Source organism: Cupriavidus sp. C3SS-1 (assembly GCF_057073755.1).
Genome location: NZ_CP172699.1, coordinates 174,762 through 190,198, shown reverse-complemented (window position 1 = coordinate 190,198; position 15,437 = coordinate 174,762). Strand labels below are relative to the sequence as shown.

17 protein-coding genes are annotated in these 15,437 nt (G+C 66.4%); 7 read left to right on the top strand and 10 right to left on the bottom strand.

Translation table 11 applies throughout. The features are described 5' to 3' along the window. Nucleotides 1–3 precede the first annotated feature (3 nt). Nucleotides 4–297 carry a hypothetical protein gene (locus tag ACIGJC_RS00875; protein ID WP_483711581.1) on the bottom strand — a complete coding sequence of 98 codons (294 nt, stop codon included), beginning with the start codon at nt 295–297 and terminating at the stop codon, nt 4–6. Between the two features lie 270 nt (nt 298–567). On the opposite strand from ACIGJC_RS00875, the gene ACIGJC_RS00870 reads away from it, so the two are divergent. Next, a complete protein-coding gene (locus ACIGJC_RS00870) occupies nt 568–1,125 on the top strand; it encodes a YcnI family copper-binding membrane protein (protein ID WP_483710160.1) in 558 nt (185 codons plus the stop codon). A gap of 69 nt (nt 1,126–1,194) precedes the next feature. Here ACIGJC_RS00870 and hslU read toward each other — a convergent pair whose 3' ends face one another. The 3 genes from hslU to ACIGJC_RS00855 all read right to left on the bottom strand — a co-directional run bounded on the left by hslU (nt 1,195) and on the right by ACIGJC_RS00855 (nt 4,343). Continuing rightward, nucleotides 1,195–2,526, bottom strand: coding sequence for an ATP-dependent protease ATPase subunit HslU (gene hslU / locus ACIGJC_RS00865; protein ID WP_483710159.1), 1,332 nt, complete (start codon nt 2,524–2,526; stop codon nt 1,195–1,197). A 50-nt stretch (nt 2,527–2,576) separates the two neighbouring features. After that, nucleotides 2,577–3,113, bottom strand: a complete 537-nt coding sequence (hslV, locus tag ACIGJC_RS00860) for an ATP-dependent protease subunit HslV (protein ID WP_483710158.1) — start codon at nt 3,111–3,113, stop codon at nt 2,577–2,579. A gap of 243 nt (nt 3,114–3,356) precedes the next feature. Continuing rightward, complete coding sequence (locus ACIGJC_RS00855) at nt 3,357–4,343, bottom strand: tripartite tricarboxylate transporter substrate-binding protein (RefSeq protein ID WP_483710157.1); 987 nt, start codon at nt 4,341–4,343, stop codon at nt 3,357–3,359. 319 nt (nt 4,344–4,662) lie between these two features. Between ACIGJC_RS00855 and ACIGJC_RS00850 the strand changes: the two genes are divergently transcribed. The 6 genes from ACIGJC_RS00850 to ACIGJC_RS00825 all read left to right on the top strand — a co-directional run bounded on the left by ACIGJC_RS00850 (nt 4,663) and on the right by ACIGJC_RS00825 (nt 11,332). Continuing rightward, nucleotides 4,663–5,181 (top strand): Fur family transcriptional regulator, encoded by a 519-nt coding sequence (locus ACIGJC_RS00850; RefSeq protein ID WP_483710156.1) that lies wholly within the window; start codon nt 4,663–4,665, stop codon nt 5,179–5,181. 30 nt (nt 5,182–5,211) lie between these two features. Next, the gene (locus ACIGJC_RS00845) at nt 5,212–6,267 is read left to right on the top strand and encodes a CobW family GTP-binding protein (protein WP_483710155.1); all 1,056 of its coding nucleotides are present in this window, start codon (nt 5,212–5,214) and stop codon (nt 6,265–6,267) included. 582 nt (nt 6,268–6,849) lie between these two features. Further along, complete coding sequence (gene dksA / locus ACIGJC_RS00840; protein WP_211947140.1) at nt 6,850–7,269, top strand: RNA polymerase-binding protein DksA; 420 nt, start codon at nt 6,850–6,852, stop codon at nt 7,267–7,269. 190 nt (nt 7,270–7,459) lie between these two features. Further along, nucleotides 7,460–8,647: a GTP-binding protein gene (locus ACIGJC_RS00835; RefSeq protein WP_483711580.1), complete on the top strand. Its 1,188-nt coding sequence runs from the start codon at nt 7,460–7,462 to the stop codon at nt 8,645–8,647. Beyond that, the gene (locus ACIGJC_RS00830) at nt 8,637–9,047 is read left to right on the top strand and encodes a hypothetical protein (RefSeq protein WP_483710154.1); all 411 of its coding nucleotides are present in this window, start codon (nt 8,637–8,639) and stop codon (nt 9,045–9,047) included. Before ACIGJC_RS00835 ends, ACIGJC_RS00830 begins: the two co-directional genes overlap by 11 nt. 155 nt (nt 9,048–9,202) lie before the next feature. After that, a complete protein-coding gene (locus ACIGJC_RS00825; RefSeq protein ID WP_483710153.1) occupies nt 9,203–11,332 on the top strand; it encodes a TonB-dependent receptor in 2,130 nt (709 codons plus the stop codon). 32 nt (nt 11,333–11,364) lie between these two features. On the opposite strand, the gene ACIGJC_RS00820 is transcribed toward ACIGJC_RS00825, so the two are convergent. The 6 genes from ACIGJC_RS00820 to ACIGJC_RS00795 are packed head-to-tail and all read right to left on the bottom strand — an operon-like array spanning nt 11,365 to nt 15,432. Further along, nucleotides 11,365–12,294, bottom strand: coding sequence for an MBL fold metallo-hydrolase (locus ACIGJC_RS00820; protein ID WP_483710152.1), 930 nt, complete (start codon nt 12,292–12,294; stop codon nt 11,365–11,367). Between the two features lie 12 nt (nt 12,295–12,306). Further along, the gene (locus tag ACIGJC_RS00815; protein WP_483710151.1) at nt 12,307–12,543 is read right to left on the bottom strand and encodes a DUF1289 domain-containing protein; all 237 of its coding nucleotides are present in this window, start codon (nt 12,541–12,543) and stop codon (nt 12,307–12,309) included. 4 nt (nt 12,544–12,547) lie between these two features. After that, on the bottom strand, nt 12,548–12,976 hold the full coding sequence (locus tag ACIGJC_RS00810) for a thioesterase family protein (protein ID WP_483710150.1): 429 nt from the start codon (nt 12,974–12,976) through the stop codon (nt 12,548–12,550). Beyond that, on the bottom strand, nt 12,973–13,482 hold the full coding sequence (locus ACIGJC_RS00805) for a YbaK/EbsC family protein (protein ID WP_483710149.1): 510 nt from the start codon (nt 13,480–13,482) through the stop codon (nt 12,973–12,975). Before ACIGJC_RS00805 ends, ACIGJC_RS00810 begins: the two co-directional genes overlap by 4 nt. 30 nt (nt 13,483–13,512) lie before the next feature. Then, a complete protein-coding gene (locus tag ACIGJC_RS00800; protein WP_483710148.1) occupies nt 13,513–14,448 on the bottom strand; it encodes a hydroxymethylglutaryl-CoA lyase in 936 nt (311 codons plus the stop codon). Between the two features lie 42 nt (nt 14,449–14,490). Next, on the bottom strand, nt 14,491–15,432 hold the full coding sequence (locus ACIGJC_RS00795) for a 2-hydroxyacid dehydrogenase (protein ID WP_483710147.1): 942 nt from the start codon (nt 15,430–15,432) through the stop codon (nt 14,491–14,493). Nucleotides 15,433–15,437: the final 5 nt, after the last annotated feature.

Here is a 15,437-nt window from a genome sequence, read left to right as displayed (position 1 = left end):
CCTTTACAGGCGAAGCTGAACGTAGTCCCACTCGAGCGCGTCGCCCGCGCCATCGGGGCCATCGCCCTGCGCGACGACGCGCAAGGCATCACTCGCGTGGCGGTCCGCCAGCGTGAAAAGCTCTCCGGATTGCAGTGCCAGCGTGGCGGCGACCGCCGCGGCGCCCAGGTTGCCGTGATGGGGGGCATGCGCGGTGGCGTTCGCCGGACGCATGCACAGGAATGCAGTGGCCGCCGCCAGCGTGGCCAGCAGGCCGGCGGTCGCGATCATGACGCGGCTGAATTGTGTCTTCACCAGGTTTTCCTCCTGCCAGTAGGTAGTTTGCAATGCGGTGGCTCCCGCATCTGCCATGGGCTCAAGGTGCGCAAGCGTCTCATTGCGCGATGGGTGTGCGCCAGTGTGCTTACCAATGCTTACCAACCTTACCGACAGGTGGCACCCCGATACGCCCTGACATGAAGCCTTGTCCTAGGAGGGCGCAGCCAAGGTGCGGCACTAAGCCGCATCCGGCGCCAGCGCGCGCCGCAGCGTGCAACGCTAGACTTGCGGCCTGACAAGGAGCTCTTCATGCATTTCCCGCTTTCCCCGCGCCGGCAGGCACGCCAGTGGCTGCTGCCGGCGGCGCTGATGGCGCTGTCCGCCACCGCATCGGGCCACGTCGTCTTCGAGCAGAAACAGGCGGAAGCCGGCAGCTATTACAAGGGCGCGCTGATGGTCGGCCATGGCTGCAACGGCAGCGCCACGCGCGCCATCACCGTCACCATTCCCGAAGGCGTGCAGGGCGCGCATCCGCAGCCCAAGGCCGGCTGGCAACTCGAGGTCAAGCGCGCGCCGCTGGCCAGGCCGGTCCAGTCGCACGGCAAGCTGATGACCGAGGACGTGCGCACGCTGCGCTGGTTCGGCGGCACGCTGGCCGACGCGCATTTCGATGAATTCGTGATGCTGATGAAGCTGCCCGAGCAAGGCGGCAAGCTCTACTTCCCGGTGGTGCAGGAGTGCGAGAACGGCACGGCCGAATGGACACAGGTGCCGGCCGATGGGCAGACCACGCGCGACCTGAAATCGCCCGCCGCGGCACTGGAGGTGCTGGCGCCCGAGGGACACGCGCACGGGCATTCGCACTGATACGTTCGGCGCAGACGCAAAAAAGGGCGCACCAGGTGCGCCCTTCTTGTTGGCGATCCGCCGTCGCGCTTACAGCACGTAGCGCGACAGGTCTTCGTTCACCGCCAGATCGCCGAGCCGCTCGTTGACGTAGACGGCATCGACCGTCACCGTCTCGCCCGACGACTTGGTCGCGTGGAACGACAGGTCTTCCAGCAGCCGCTCCATCACCGTGTACAGCCGGCGCGCGCCGATGTTCTCGACCTTCTCGTTGACCGAGAACGCGATCTCGGCCAGCCGGCGGATGCCGTCCGGCGCGAACTGCAGCTCGACCTCTTCGGTCTTCAGCAGCGCCTGGTACTGCTTGGTCAGGCTCGCGTCGGTCTGCGTCAGGATGGCCTCGAAGTCCTGCACGGACAGCGAGTCGAGCTCGACGCGGATCGGGAAGCGGCCCTGCAGTTCGGGAATCAGGTCGCTCGGCTTGGACAGGTGGAACGCACCCGAGGCGATAAACAGGATGTGGTCGGTCTTGATCATCCCGTACTTGGTGCTCACCGTAGTGCCTTCCACCAGCGGCAGCAGGTCGCGCTGCACGCCCTGGCGCGACACTTCGCCGCCGCCCATTTCGCTGCGGTTGGCGATCTTGTCGATCTCGTCCAGGAACACGATGCCGTTCTGCTCGACGTTGGCAATGGCCTTGTGCTTGAGCTCTTCGTCATTGACGAGCTTGGCGGCCTCTTCGTCGATCAGCAGCTTGAAGGCTTCCTTGACCTTCATCTTGCGGCGATGCTTCTTGCCCTGCCCCATGCCGGCGAACATCGAGCGGATCTGCTCGGTCATTTCCTCCATGCCCGGCGGCCCCATGATGTCCATGCTCGGCAGGCCGGCGGCGACTTCCAGTTCGATGTCCTTGTCGTCGAGCTGGCCTTCGCGCAGCTTCTTGCGGAATACCTGGCGCGTGTTGGAATCCTTCTCTTCGGGCTGCGAGAAGCCGATGTCGCGCGGCGGCGGCAGCAGCACGTCGAGCAGGCGGTCCTCGGCCGCTTCTTCGGCCTTGGTGCGCACCTTCTTCATCTCGGATTCGCGCGTCTGCTTGATCGCCATCTCGGCCAGGTCGCGCACGATGGTGTCCACGTCACGGCCGACGTAGCCGACTTCCGTGAACTTGGTCGCCTCGATCTTGATGAAGGGCGCATCCGCCAGCTTGGCCAGGCGGCGCGCGATCTCGGTCTTGCCGACGCCGGTCGGGCCGATCATCAAAATGTTCTTGGGCGTGATTTCCTGGCGCAGCGGATCGGCCACCTGCTGGCGGCGCCAGCGGTTGCGCAGCGCCACGGCCACGGCCTTCTTGGCCTTGTTCTGGCCGATGATGTGCTTGTCGAGTTCGGAAACGATTTCCGACGGGGTCATGGTATGCGACATGGTATCCGTTCAGTGGGGGCGTGCCGGCCCGTGCGCGGGCCGGGCGGCGCTTATTCCAGCGTTTCGATGACGAAGTTGGTGTTGGTGTAGATGCAGAGCTCGCCGGCGATGGTCAGCGCTTTCTCGACCACGTCCTTCGGCGCCAGCTCGGTGTTCTCCACCAGCGCCTTCGCGGCCGACTGCGCGTACGAGCCGCCCGAGCCAATCGCGGCGATGCCGCCCTCGGGGTCCAGCACGTCGCCGTTGCCGGTGATGACCAGCGTGGTGTCGCGGTCGGCTGTAATTAGCATGGCTTCCAGCCGGCGCAGCGCGCGGTCCGACCGCCAGTCCTTGGCGAGGTCGACCGCGGCGCGGGTCAGGTTGCCCTGGTACTTTTCCAGCTTGGCCTCGAAGCGGTCCAGCAGCGAAAACGCGTCGGCCGTGCTGCCGGCAAACCCAACCAGCACTTTGCCGTTGTAGATGCGGCGCACCTTGCGGGCGGTGCCCTTCATCACGATATTGCCGAGAGTGACCTGACCATCACCGCCGAGCGCGACCTGATTGCCGCGGCGGACGCTGACGATGGTAGTGCCGTGATACTGTTCCATGGTGGCTTCCGTGAATATGTCAGGACGGTAGGTGGCGACGCATCAGGCCGGTTTCAAGGGCCGCCCGGCGCTACGCCATCGGCAGGTGCGCAGTCGCATCCACGCAATCTGACAAATATAGGACGCCGCCGCGCCCGGTACGGTTCGGTCGCCCGCAAAACAAAAAGGCCATGCGCAGTCGCATGGCCTTTTTGCTGGTTCGAGGCAGGCAGCACCAACCGGCACCCCCGCCTCTCGCATCACTCAGTCGGCATAGACGCCGGCCTTCTTGATCACCGGGGTCCACTTGTTGATTTCCGCACTCAGGTAGGTGCGCAGCGAATCCGGCGTGGCGCGCTGTGCCGGCACCGCCTCGGCACCCAGCTCGGCCATCTTGGCGCGGAATACCGGGTCGGTCACGGACTTTTGCAGCGCGGCCGACAGCTTGTCGATCACCGGCTTCGGCGTGCCCTTGGGTGCGTACATGGCGTGCCAGACCTTGACTTCGACGCCCGGCATGCCCTGCTCCTGCGCGGTCGGCACGTCCTTGAACGCTTCCACGCGGCGCGCCTGCATGGCCGCGTACGGCTTGACCGAACCGGCCTTGAGGTGGCCAGCCAGGTTGGTGGTCTGGTCGCACAGCAGGTTGACCTGGCCGCCCAGGATATCGGTCAGCGCCGGTGCGGCACCCTTGTACGGCACCGTGGTCAACTCGGTCTGGATCGCGCTCTGGAACAGCAGGCCGCACAGGTGCGAGGCCGAACCGATGCCGGCATTGGCCAGCGACAGCTTGCTGGCATTGGCCTTGATGTACGGCAGCAGGTCCTTGAAGCTATTCGGCGGCAATTGCTTGTTGCCGACCATGATCATCGGCACGTCCGCAATCTCGCCCACCATCTCGAAGTCCTTGAGCGGATCGAAGCCCAGGTTGCGGTACAGCGCCGGGGCAGTGGCCATGCCGATATGGTGGATCAGCACCGTGTAGCCGTCGTTCTTGGACTGGGCCACCTTCTTGGCGCCGATGGTGCCGCCAGCACCGCCGAGGTTCTCGATCACAACGGTCGTGCCCAGGTGCTTGGACATGATCGCCGTCAGTTCGCGCGCGACCTTGTCGGTCGGACCGCCTGCCGAGAAGGGCACCACGGCCGAAATCGGCTTGCCGCCCGGATAGTCCTGAGCCTGCGCGCCGACAGATGCGCCCATCGCGCCCACTGCCGCGACTGCGGCGACCAATTTTGCAACTCGTTTCATAGTGCTCTCCAATTCTTTCCGTCTGCAAAGCGCCGCCGGTGCCGGATGCCGCGTGTCATGACGCGGTCCGTGCGCAATCAGGCGGGGTAGTCCCGTTGCGCGATCGACCATGGCTGTTGGCAGCGCGGCCCATTCGACTGTATGGCTTGTATGACGGCCGGGCCGGGCGTTGATGTTACCAACTGCAGACATTCAGACGGAATCAGGGCTAACCCGCTGCATCTTGATGCGACAGGCAGCGGGAATATACGGAGCCACTGCGGCCGGCCCACACGCAACTGAATTGCAACAGCGCGGGGCCTATGGTTAAATCTTCCGCATGACCCGTCTGATCCCGAGCCAGCCCGACACCCCACCCGCGCCGGCCGTTTTCGAAGCAGCCCAGGAACGCTTGCGCCGGCTAGGCGCCCGCGTGACGCAGCCGCGGCTGTGCATCCTTGCCTGCCTGATCGCCAGCGACGAGGCCCTGACGCACCAGGCCGTGATCGACCGCCTGCCCGGAGCGGGCGAGGCCATCGACCGCGTCACGGTGTATCGCGTGCTGGACTGGCTGGTGGAGCAAGGCGTGGCGCAGAAGCGCGCCGGCAACGACCGGGTGTTCCGCTTCAGCCTGATCGAGCACGAGGCCGCGCGCGCCGAGGTGCATCGCCAGCACAGCCACTTCCACTGCACGCGCTGCGACCGCACCTTCTGCCTCGACGACGCCAGCGTCCCGGCACAGCCCGCCCCCCCGCGCGTGCCCAGCGGCTTTGCCATCGAACATGTCGAACTGACCGTGAACGGCGTGTGCGCCGACTGCGGCGCGCGCATGCCGCGGCTGCCAGGCTGCCCGTCCTGAGACGTCCCCATTCCCCCGGAGAACCCACCCATGTCCAAACTGATCCCGGTCACGATCCTGACCGGCTTCCTCGGCAGCGGCAAAACCACCCTGCTCAAGCGCATCCTCACCGAGCAGCACGGCATGAAGATCGCCGTGATCGAGAACGAATTCGGCGAAGAAAACATCGACAACGAGATCCTGGTGCAGGACGGCCGCGAGCAGATCGTGCAGATGAGCAACGGCTGCATCTGCTGCACCATCCGGGGCGACCTGGTCCAGGCGCTGTCCGACCTGATGACCAAGCGCGACGCCGGCGAGTTCGACTTCGACCGCGTGGTCATCGAAACCACGGGCGTGGCCAATCCGGGCCCGGTGGCACAGACCTTCTTCATGGACGACGAGATCGCCTCGCGCTACCTGCTGGACGCGGTGATCACGCTGGTCGATGCCAAGCATGCTCACCTGCAGCTCGACAAGCAGGAAGAAGCCCAGCGCCAGGTCGGCTTTGCCGACGCCATCTTCATCACCAAGTCGGACCTGGTCAGCGAAGCCGAAGTGGCCGACCTGCGCCACCGCCTGCTGCACATGAATCCGCGCGCGCCGATCCGCCAGGCCAATTTCGGCGAAGCGCCGATCGACACCATCTTCGACCTGCGCGGCTTCAACCTGAACGCCAAGCTGGAGATCGACCCGGAATTCCTCAGCGCCGACGATCACGACCATGATCACAAGCACGAGCACGGCGAGCACTGCGGCACGGACTGTGGCCATGACCACAGCCACGACCACCACCACCATCACCACCACACCGACCACATCGCGTCGTTCGTCTTCCGCAGCGACAAGCCGTTCCACTATGGCAAGCTGGAGGAATTCCTGTCGGGCATCCTGGCCGTCTACGGTGAAAAACTCTTGCGCTACAAGGGCGTACTATATATGGAGGGTGTGGACCGGAAAGTCGTGTTCCAGGGTGTCCACCAGTTGATGGGCAGCGACGTCGGCGCCAAGTGGGAGGACGAGACTCCCGGCACCAAGATGGTGTTCATCGGCGTGGACCTGCCCCGGGACGCGATTCTGAAAGGCCTGGCCAACTGCCTGGCCTGAGTGCGGCAGCCGCCTCATAGCGGCCCCTCGCTACGTGTCGTCCCCGAGATCTCCCCCATTCGGGGTACCGGGGAAACACCGAAGTTATGGCAAGGCCTTTTCCGTATCTTGGAAAATTTTGTTCAAGTACAATAGGCCGGATTTGATACCGACGGCGCACCTTTTTCCCGCCGCCGGTGTTGCAGGGCGGCGGTTGTCGTCAGCACGAGGCAGGCCGCCGGCAGGTGCGGTCGCAGGGCTTCGTGCGGAGACCGCCCTCCGCTTGGGGATCCCGGCACGCGCCGTTCCATACCGACGCGAGAGAGAGGTGTCCCCATGACAGCCGCAACAAAGACCAAAGAAAGCCGCAGCAAGACAGGTAGTGCCGCGGCAGAGACGCTCAAGGCGCAGTCTGTGAAGGCTGCGCCGGCTCCCCGCGGCGGTACGGCCCACGCCGGCGCGGTCGAGACCAAGGGAGGCCCGCGAAGCAGCAAGACTGCAGCCAGCCAGAGTGAAACGTCCGCCCCGCGCAAGCACGCGGACACAGCACCCGAGCGGACCCAGACGCCGCCGGTCAGATCAACAAGAGAATCAGCAGCAACCATGAGCAGCAACAAACTTCTGACTGAAGCTGAAATCCTGAAGATGAGCGACAAGGATTACATGAACGAAGCGCAGCTCGCCTTCTTCAAGCATCGCCTTGAGCAGCTGCGCGACGAAATCCTGAAGAACGCTGATCAGACCACGGAGCACCTGCGCGAAACGGTCATCGTGCCGGATCCGGCTGACCGCGCCACGATCGAGGAAGAGCACGCCCTGGAACTGCGCACGCGCGACCGCGAGCGCAAGCTGCTCAAGAAGGTCGAGCAGTCGCTGACCCGCATCGAATCCGGCGATTACGGCTGGTGCGAGGAAACCGGCGAGCCGATCGGCGTGCCGCGCCTGCTGGCCCGTCCGACCGCCACGCTGTCGCTCGAAGCCCAGCAGCGCCGCGAACTGCGCCAGAAGCTGTTCGGCGACTGAGCCAGCGCCCGCTTCTGATTGCCCCGACGGCCCGGATCTCCCGGGCCGTTTTACTTTGTCGCGGCGCGTCCACGACATTACTATGGTCTAGGCCTGCCGGCTGTCGGCGGCAGGGCCTTTCTGGTACAGTCGCAACTTTGTTGCAATAACACCGGGTGCGCCGCACGGCGCCCCTTTGCTCGTCCCTACCATGGCCAATCGCCTGCCCGTTACCGTGCTGTCCGGATTCACTGGCGCCGGCAAGTCCAGCTTGCTGCAGCATCTGCTTGCCGCCAGTGCCGGCAAGCGCGTAGGCGTGGCCGGCAATTTGCCGGAGGCCACCGGGCTTGCGAGCAGCGGCAGTTTCGATCACCTGCTGCTTGAGGCCGAGGGAACGGATGACCCCATGGCAATCGCCGAGGCCGTTCTGTTCGAAGACGAGCACGGCGCGGGCACTGCCTTGCGTCTGGACACACTGGTCACCGTGGTGGATGCCTCAGCCTTCCAGCGCGACGTCAACGACGCCGAGTTCCTGCGGGACCGCGTCGCGCCGCAGGCCGATGACAGCGATGAGGATGACCGCACCGTGGTCGACGTGCTGATCGCCCAGGTCGAGTTCGCCGATGTGATCGTGCTGAACAAGGCGGATCTCGTCAGCGCCGATGCGCTGGCGCAGCTCGGCGCCATCCTGCGCGCGTTCAACCCACGCGCGGAAGTCATCCCGGCGAGCTTCGGCAAGGTTCCGGCCGCGAGCGTGCTGGACACAAACCGTTTTGACTTCGAGGAAACCGCCAGCGCACCAGGCTGGCTGGCGCTGCAGCGCGGCGAGTCGTTGCCGGAGTCCCATGGCGTCGGCGGCTTTGTCTACCGCCGCCGCCGGCCGTTTCATCCTGGCCGCTTTGCCGACCTGATCCATACCGAATGGATGCGCGAGCATGGCAACGTGCTGCGTTCCAAGGGCCTGTTCTGGCTCGCCAGCCGCATGGGCATCGCCGGCGACTGGGCCCAGGCCGGCGGCGTATGCCGTCCCGCCGCCGCGGGCGCATGGTGGGCCGCGCTCGATCCGTCCGAATGGCCGACCGATGCGGCGGACCGCGCGGCGTTGGACGCCGACATGCTCGAGGACGGCCAGCCGGCGCCATACGGGGATCGCCGCCAGGAACTGGCGCTGGTCGGCGTGGATCTCGACCGCAACGCGCTGGAAGCCTGCCTCGACACCTGCCTGCTGACCGACGCCGAAATGGCTGCCGGCCCCGATGCCTGGGCCGCATATGCCGACCCGTTCCCCGCCTGGGAAGATGCCTTCGACGACGAGGGCCACGATCACGGCCATGGCCATCATCACGGCCATGACCACACGCACGGCGACTGCGACTGTGGCCACCCGCATGATCACTGAGATCACCCGGTCTCTCGTCCGCCTGCGCGCGCGTGGTCCGGGGCTGTGGCAGTCCCTGTGGCTGGTGCTGTGCCTGCTGGGCGCGCAGCATGCGGGCCTTGTTCACCGTGTGGCCCACGGTGGCCTGATGGGCGCGCCGCTGTCGGTCATGGCCGCCGAAGCGGGCTCCGCGGATCATGGCGACGCCAGTCCGTTCGCGCAGAAGCTGGCGGGCCACTCGTGCGTGCTGTTCGATGGCGCCACCGTCGCCGACAGCCATTTCTGCCACCTGCCGGCGATCACGCCGGCCTTCGGCAAGCCGGTCAAGCCGGCCAACCTGGCCTGGCGCTGGCCCGATCTTCCCTCCGCCTACCCCTTCCGCTCGCGCGCGCCGCCGGCGCACTCGCCCGCCTTCGCCTGATCCGGGCCGCGGCCATGCCGCCTGCCCGCAGTACGAACGCGTGCGTCCATGCCGGCCGGCTTTGCGCCCGTCCCGCACCTGATCGTGCGGAGCGCGCGCACCACCGCCACCGGCACGGCCGTCCGCCCGATTGCCATCGCATCGAATCGCGAGCCATGTCTCATACCCTGCATCACCCCATCCTGCGGCGCACGCCGCCGGCAGCCATTGCTGCCCTGATTGTTTCCACCAGCGCGTTTGCCCAGACCGCAAGCGAACCCGCGACCACCGCCGCGCCCGCTGCCGCCACCCTCAAGGAAGTGGTGGTCACCGCGAACCCGCTTGGCAGCGAGCTGAACGACATGGTCGCGCCGGTCTCAGCACTGAGCGGTGACGCGCTGTCGCTGCGCCAGAACAGCACGCTCGGCGAGACGCTGGACAAGCTGCCTGGCGTGTCGTCGAGCTACTTCGGCCCCAACGCCAGCCGACCCATCATCCGCGGCCTCGATGGCGACCGCATCAAGGTGCTGCAGAACGGCGGCTCCACCGTCGATGCCTCGACGCTGTCCTACGACCACGCGGTGCCGGTCGACCCGCTCGTGGCCGAGCGCATCGAAGTCGTGCGCGGGCCGGCCGCGCTGATGTACGGCGGCAATGCCATCGGCGGTGTGGTCAACGTGATCGACAACCGCATTCCGAAGGAGCCGGTCGAGGGCATCGGCGGCGCGGTCGACGCGAGCGCCACCGCCGGCGGCGATGTCGCGCGCAATGCCAGCGCATTGATCGAGGCCGGCAACGGCAAGTTCGCTGTACACGCCGATGCCTTCGCGCGCAAGACCAGCGACCTGCATATCCCCGGGTTCGCGCGCAGCGCGCCCCTGCGCGCCAGCCAGCCGCTGCCCGACGGCGAGACCGAGGCCAGCGGCCGCCTGCCCAACACCAGCGCGCAGCAGGACGGCGGCTCGCTGGGCGGCTCCTACACCTGGGCCGACGGCTTCATCGGCGCCGATTACAGCGCCTACCGCAACGAATACGGCACGCCGGCCGAGGATGACGTACGGCTGAAGATGCGGCAGGACCGCTTCGCGCTCGAAGGCGAGGCGCGCAACCTGCAAGGCAACACCTCCGGCCTGATCGAATCGGTCAAGGGCAAGTTCAGCTACACGGACTACGAGCACAAGGAAATTGAGGATGGCCAGACCGGCACCATCTTCAAGAACCAGGGCTGGGACGCGCGCTTCGAGGCCAGGCACGCGAAGATTGGCAGGATGGACGGTGTCATCGGCACGCAGTTCGGCCACACGCAATTTTCCGCGCTCGGCGAGGAAGCGTTCGTGCCGAATACCAACACCGACAACGCCGCGCTGTTCGTCTTCGAGGAAATGCCGCTCGACAGCGCCGGCGACTTCAAGCTCAACGTCGGCGGCCGGCTGGACCACAGCAGCATCCGCGCCAGCGCCAATGGCAATGACCGCTTCACCGATGCCAACCGCAGCTTCAATGCCACCAGTGCCTCGGCGGGCCTGCTGTACAAGCTGAACGCGCTGTGGTCGCTCACCAGCAATGTCTCGTACACCGAGCGCGCGCCGACCTTCTACGAGCTGTACGCCAACGGGCCGCACGTCGCCACCGGTGCATGGGAACTCGGCGATCCGAACGCCAACAAGGAGCGCGCCACCTCCGTCGATCTCGGCATGCGCTACAAGTACGGCCCGCACACTGCGAGCGTATCGGGCTACTACAGCCGCTTCGCCAACTACCTCGCGCTGATGTCGACGGGACGCGCGCGCGACGACGCGGGCGATGTCGTCGCCCCCGGCAGCCCCGGCTCGCTGCCCGAGTTCCAGTACCTGGGCGTGCCGGCCACGCTGTACGGCTTCGAGGCAGAAGGCAAGGCGCGGTTGTTCCAGAAGATGCTGACGTCGAGCGATACGCTGGATTTCGAAGCCCGGGCGGATTACGTGCGAGGGGAGGATCGCAATACCGGTGAACCGCTGCCGAGGCTCGCGCCGCTGCGGCTCGGTGGAGCGCTGGTCTATGGCGCGGGTCCTTGGGGCGCGCGCGTGGATGTCACCTACGCGGCAAAGCAAACGCGCGTGCCGGCCAACGACACGCCGACCGACGCCTACACGCTGCTGAGCCTGGCGCTGACGTACAAGTTCAAGACCTCGGGGACGCAGACGCTGGTCTATCTCCGCGGCGACAACCTAACCAATCAGGAGGCGCGCAACGCTTCCTCGATCCTCAGGGATATTGCGCCGATGCCGGGACGGAGTGTGAAAGTGGGGTTCAGGACGATGTTCTGAGGCCCGGGTTGCAGCGGCGAGCGGACGGGACGTCAATCAACGTTCACCACCGCCTCCCCCTCAACCCTTAGCGCCTTCACCCCCGCCAACGCCCGCAGCGCCTGCGACAGAATCTCCTCCATCGACTGCGCGGCCATAAAGCGTTCGCGCATGGTCACCATCAGCGGCGCCTGTTCCATCCACGCCAGCAGTGCATCGCGACGCATCGTCTGCGCTTCCAGCAGCTTGAACTTCACCAGCACCTTGAGCGCGTGGCTCGCATTGCGTTGCGGATCTCCACCGAGGTAAGCGAGCCGGCCGCGCGCCCGTTCGAGGGCGCCGGCTACGTCGGCAAAGGGGCGGCCGTGGCCTGGAATCACTACGCGCACATCGAGTTCCGCAATGCGCTCCAGCACCGCGGCCTGTTCCACGAACCCGCTCTCCCCTTCCAGCTCGGGAAAAATCACCCCGAAGCCGTTTTCCCACAACGCATCGCCGGCAATCAGGATGCGCCGCTGCGGCGCGAACAACATCACTGCGTGCGGATCATGCCCCGGCGCGGCGACCACCTGCCAGTCGATGCCGCCAAGGCGCAGCCTGTCGCGGTCATGCAGCAGCGCATCGAACGTGAAGCGGTCGCATTGCTGGCCCGTGGCCTTGTAGGTCAGTGCATCGACATCCCACGCCGAGACGGCCGCCGCTTCGGCGCCGGGAATCGACGTATGCGGCTGCCAGCGCGCCTGCAGCGCGGCATTGCCGCCGCAATGGTCGGAATGCAGATGGGTATTGATAAGCCGCTTCAGCGAACGCCCCTGTAGCGCCGATTCGACCAGCGCCACGGTCTGCGGCGCGTGCGTGACGTAGCCGCTGTCGACCAGCGCGGTATCGTCGCCGTCGATGAACAGGATGTTGTTGGCCGACAGCCAGCCGCGCTCGAACACGCGCACGGTGGGCGGCAACTGCGGGGGCGTGGTGTCGCTCAAGGCAAGGGTCTCCTATTCGTCCAGCCAGGCGGCGCGCTGCGCCAGTTGCGCCCAGATGCGGCGCTTGTCGTCCTCGGCCATGGCGGACCAGCCGGCAATCTCTTCGATGGTGCGCAGGCAACCTTCGCAATAGCCGCTGTCGGCATCCATTCGACACACGTTGCGGCATGGCGAGGGCACCGGCTGCGCAGCCTGCGCCGATCGTGCGCGGCGTGTGATGTCCCGGATCAGGGCAGCTGTCAGCGCCATGGTCTCAGCCGGCAACCCGGGCTGCCTTGGCGGCGATCTTCCGGTTGAAGCGCTCGGCATCGATCACGTGGCGCTCGTGCACGCCTTCCGTGATCTTGTCCTCGCCGTCCCAGGCGCTGACTTCGAAACGCAGCCTGCGCCCATCCACCTCCACCAGCCGGCCCTTGACCGTGATGGTCATGCCCGGCGGCGTAGCGGCCAGATGCGTAAAGCTGACCAGCGTGCCGAGGGTCTGCTCGCGCGGCCAGTCCAGATATTCGCGCAGGGCCTGCAGGCAGGCGCACTCCATGATGCCGACCATATAGCCGGTGGCCAGTACGTCGGGCATCTCCGTGCACATCGGGATGTCATCGTAGAGCTGCGGTACGGAGGCCTTGCGCGGCACGACGTACTGCCACGAAAACGCCAGGCCGGGACGCAGGTCCGGGCTCATGCCGCCGCTTCCAGCGCGACATCCGCCACTTCCGCGCCGGTCATCTGCTGCAGTTGCTGCGGCGTCAGGTTGAACACCGCGTGCGGATGCCCGGCCGCGGCCCACAGGCTGTCATAGCGGAACAGGTCCTGGTCGAGCAGCATGACCGGAGGCACCGCATGGCCGATCGGGCAGACCCCGCCGATGGCATAGCCGGTCTTCTCGCGCACGAACCTGGCATCGGCCTTGCCCAGCGCGCCGACACGCGCCGCCACCTTGGCTTCATCGACACGGTTGCTGCCGCTGGCGATCACCAGCACCGGCACATCGTCGTCGACGCGACGGAAGATGATCGACTTGGCAATCTCCGCCACGCTGCAGCCCAGCCCCGCGGCGGCTTCGGCCGATGTCTTGCCGGTGGCCGGCAGCATCACCACCGGCCGGTCATGCCCGAGTTCGGCCAGCAGGCCGGCGACGCGCTGCGCGGATTCCGGCAATTCGGCAATCGGATCGGCGGACTGGCTCATTCTTGCTCCTTCGTCATGTCGTTCGTTGCGTCACGCGCACATCGGTGCCGCTTCGCTCGCGGCGGCCCACTTGGCCAGCAGCGCGCGGCCCACGCGCGAATTGTTGGCGCGGCCGATCGCCTGCGAGATGTAATCGCCCGTGCGCACCACGGCTTCCAGGTCGATGCCGGTATGGATGCCCAGCCCGTGCAGCATGTACAGCACGTCCTCGGTCGCCACGTTGCCGGTCGCGCCCTTCGCGTAAGGACAGCCGCCCAGGCCGGCAACCGAGGCATGGAAGATCGAGATGCCCACCTCCAGGCTGGCCAGGATATTCGATAGTGCCTGGCCATAGGTATCGTGGAAATGCCCCGACAGGCGGTCGAGCGCGAACTCCGCCGACACCGCGCGCATCACGTCCTGCACCTTGCCCGGCGTGCCCACGCCGATGGTGTCGGCAATATCGATCTCGTCGCAGCCCAGTGCGCGCATGCGGCGCACCACGTCCACCACGGCGCTGACCGGAACCTCGCCCTGGTACGGGCAGCCCAGCGCGCACGAAATGCTGCCGCGCAGGCGAATGTTCTTTTCCTTGGCGGCCGCAGCCACCGGCTCGAAGCGCGCGATCGATTCGGCGATCGAGCAGTTGATGTTCTTCTGCGAGAACGCCTCGCTGGCGGCGCCGAAGATCACGACCTCATCGGCACCCGCCGCCACCGCGCCCTCCAGCCCCTTCATATTGGGCGTGAGCACCGAATACAGCGTGCCGGGACGGCGCTGGATGCGCGCCATCACGTCGGCGCCATCGGCCATCTGCGGCACCCATTTCGGCGAGACAAAGGAGGCGGCCTCGATATTGACGAATCCGGCCTCGGTCAGCTGGTTGATCAGCGCCACCTTGACGTCGGTCGGCACCATGGCCTTTTCGTTCTGCAAGCCGTCGCGCGGTCCGACCTCGACGATCTTCACGTAGTTGGGCAGGTTCATGGCTATCTCCAATATCTGTTGTTGTCCGCGTGGCGGTGGCGTTCAGTAGCCGCGCTGCAAATCGACCACGCCTGCGATCGGCTGGCCCGCCCGCAGCGCGCGGATCTTGCCGGCGATCTGCGCGATGCTGTCCTCGCGCAGCGTGAGCGCCGAGATATGCGGCGTGATGGTGATGCGCGGCTCCTGCCAGAACGGGTGCGCGGCCGGCAGCGGCTCGGTGCGGAATACATCGAGCGTCGCGCCGGCGATTTGCCCGGCCTGCACCGCAGCAAGCAGGTCATCCTCGGCCAAGTGCTGTCCACGCGCCACGTTGATCACGTAGGCGCCCCTGGCGAGCTTGCCGAACAGTTCGCCGTTCAGGATGTTTTCGGTTTGCGGCGTCAGCGGCAGGACATTGACCAGTACGCGCAGGCCATCCAGGAAAGGGGCGCGGCCCGCATCGCCATGGAATCCCACCACGCCCTCGACGGCGCGCGCGGAGCGGCTCCAGCCGCGCACCGGAAAGCCGAAACCGGCCAGCGTGCTGGCGATATGCGTGCCCAGCGCGCCGACGCCCATCACGCCGATGGTGAACTCCGCGCGGCGGTGTGGCTTCAGGAACTTCCAGTTGCCGGCCTGCTGCTGGGCAGCGTAGTCGTCCAGCCGGCGGAAATAGCGCAGCACGGCATGGGTGACGTACTCGGCCATCTGCGCGGCCATGCCGGCGTCGTCCAGGCGCACGATGGGCACGCCCGCGGGCAACGCGTCGGGGTCGTGGTCACGCAGGCCCAGGATGCCGTCCACGCCGGCCCCCAGGTTGAACACCGCCTTCAGGTCGGTGCGGCCGCGCAGCATCTCCACGGGGGGGCGCCAGACCACGGCGTAGTCCGCGGATTCGCCGCGGCTGTCCTCCCACTTGAGGCACTCGGCTTCGGGCAGCGCCTGCGCAAAACCTTCGATCCAGGGTTCATAGCGGCCGTCAGGCACATACAACTGCAACTTCATGGAGG

Excerpts from the sequence above, each read along its gene's own strand:
- ACIGJC_RS00870 (WP_483710160.1), top strand. The coding sequence starts at position 568 with ATGCATTTCCCGCTTTCCCCGCGCCGGCAGGCACGCCAGTGGCTGCTG.
- hslU (WP_483710159.1), bottom strand. The coding sequence starts at position 2,526 with ATGTCGCATACCATGACCCCGTCGGAAATCGTTTCCGAACTCGACAAG.
- hslV (WP_483710158.1), bottom strand. The coding sequence starts at position 3,113 with ATGGAACAGTATCACGGCACTACCATCGTCAGCGTCCGCCGCGGCAAT.
- ACIGJC_RS00855 (WP_483710157.1), bottom strand. The coding sequence starts at position 4,343 with ATGAAACGAGTTGCAAAATTGGTCGCCGCAGTCGCGGCAGTGGGCGCG.
- ACIGJC_RS00850 (WP_483710156.1), top strand. The coding sequence starts at position 4,663 with ATGACCCGTCTGATCCCGAGCCAGCCCGACACCCCACCCGCGCCGGCC.
- ACIGJC_RS00845 (WP_483710155.1), top strand. The coding sequence starts at position 5,212 with ATGTCCAAACTGATCCCGGTCACGATCCTGACCGGCTTCCTCGGCAGC.
- dksA (WP_211947140.1), top strand. The coding sequence starts at position 6,850 with ATGAGCAGCAACAAACTTCTGACTGAAGCTGAAATCCTGAAGATGAGC.
- ACIGJC_RS00835 (WP_483711580.1), top strand. The coding sequence starts at position 7,460 with ATGGCCAATCGCCTGCCCGTTACCGTGCTGTCCGGATTCACTGGCGCC.
- ACIGJC_RS00830 (WP_483710154.1), top strand. The coding sequence starts at position 8,637 with ATGATCACTGAGATCACCCGGTCTCTCGTCCGCCTGCGCGCGCGTGGT.
- ACIGJC_RS00825 (WP_483710153.1), top strand. The coding sequence starts at position 9,203 with ATGTCTCATACCCTGCATCACCCCATCCTGCGGCGCACGCCGCCGGCA.
- ACIGJC_RS00815 (WP_483710151.1), bottom strand. The coding sequence starts at position 12,543 with ATGGCGCTGACAGCTGCCCTGATCCGGGACATCACACGCCGCGCACGA.
- ACIGJC_RS00810 (WP_483710150.1), bottom strand. The coding sequence starts at position 12,976 with ATGAGCCCGGACCTGCGTCCCGGCCTGGCGTTTTCGTGGCAGTACGTC.
- ACIGJC_RS00805 (WP_483710149.1), bottom strand. The coding sequence starts at position 13,482 with ATGAGCCAGTCCGCCGATCCGATTGCCGAATTGCCGGAATCCGCGCAG.
- ACIGJC_RS00800 (WP_483710148.1), bottom strand. The coding sequence starts at position 14,448 with ATGAACCTGCCCAACTACGTGAAGATCGTCGAGGTCGGACCGCGCGAC.
- ACIGJC_RS00795 (WP_483710147.1), bottom strand. The coding sequence starts at position 15,432 with ATGAAGTTGCAGTTGTATGTGCCTGACGGCCGCTATGAACCCTGGATC.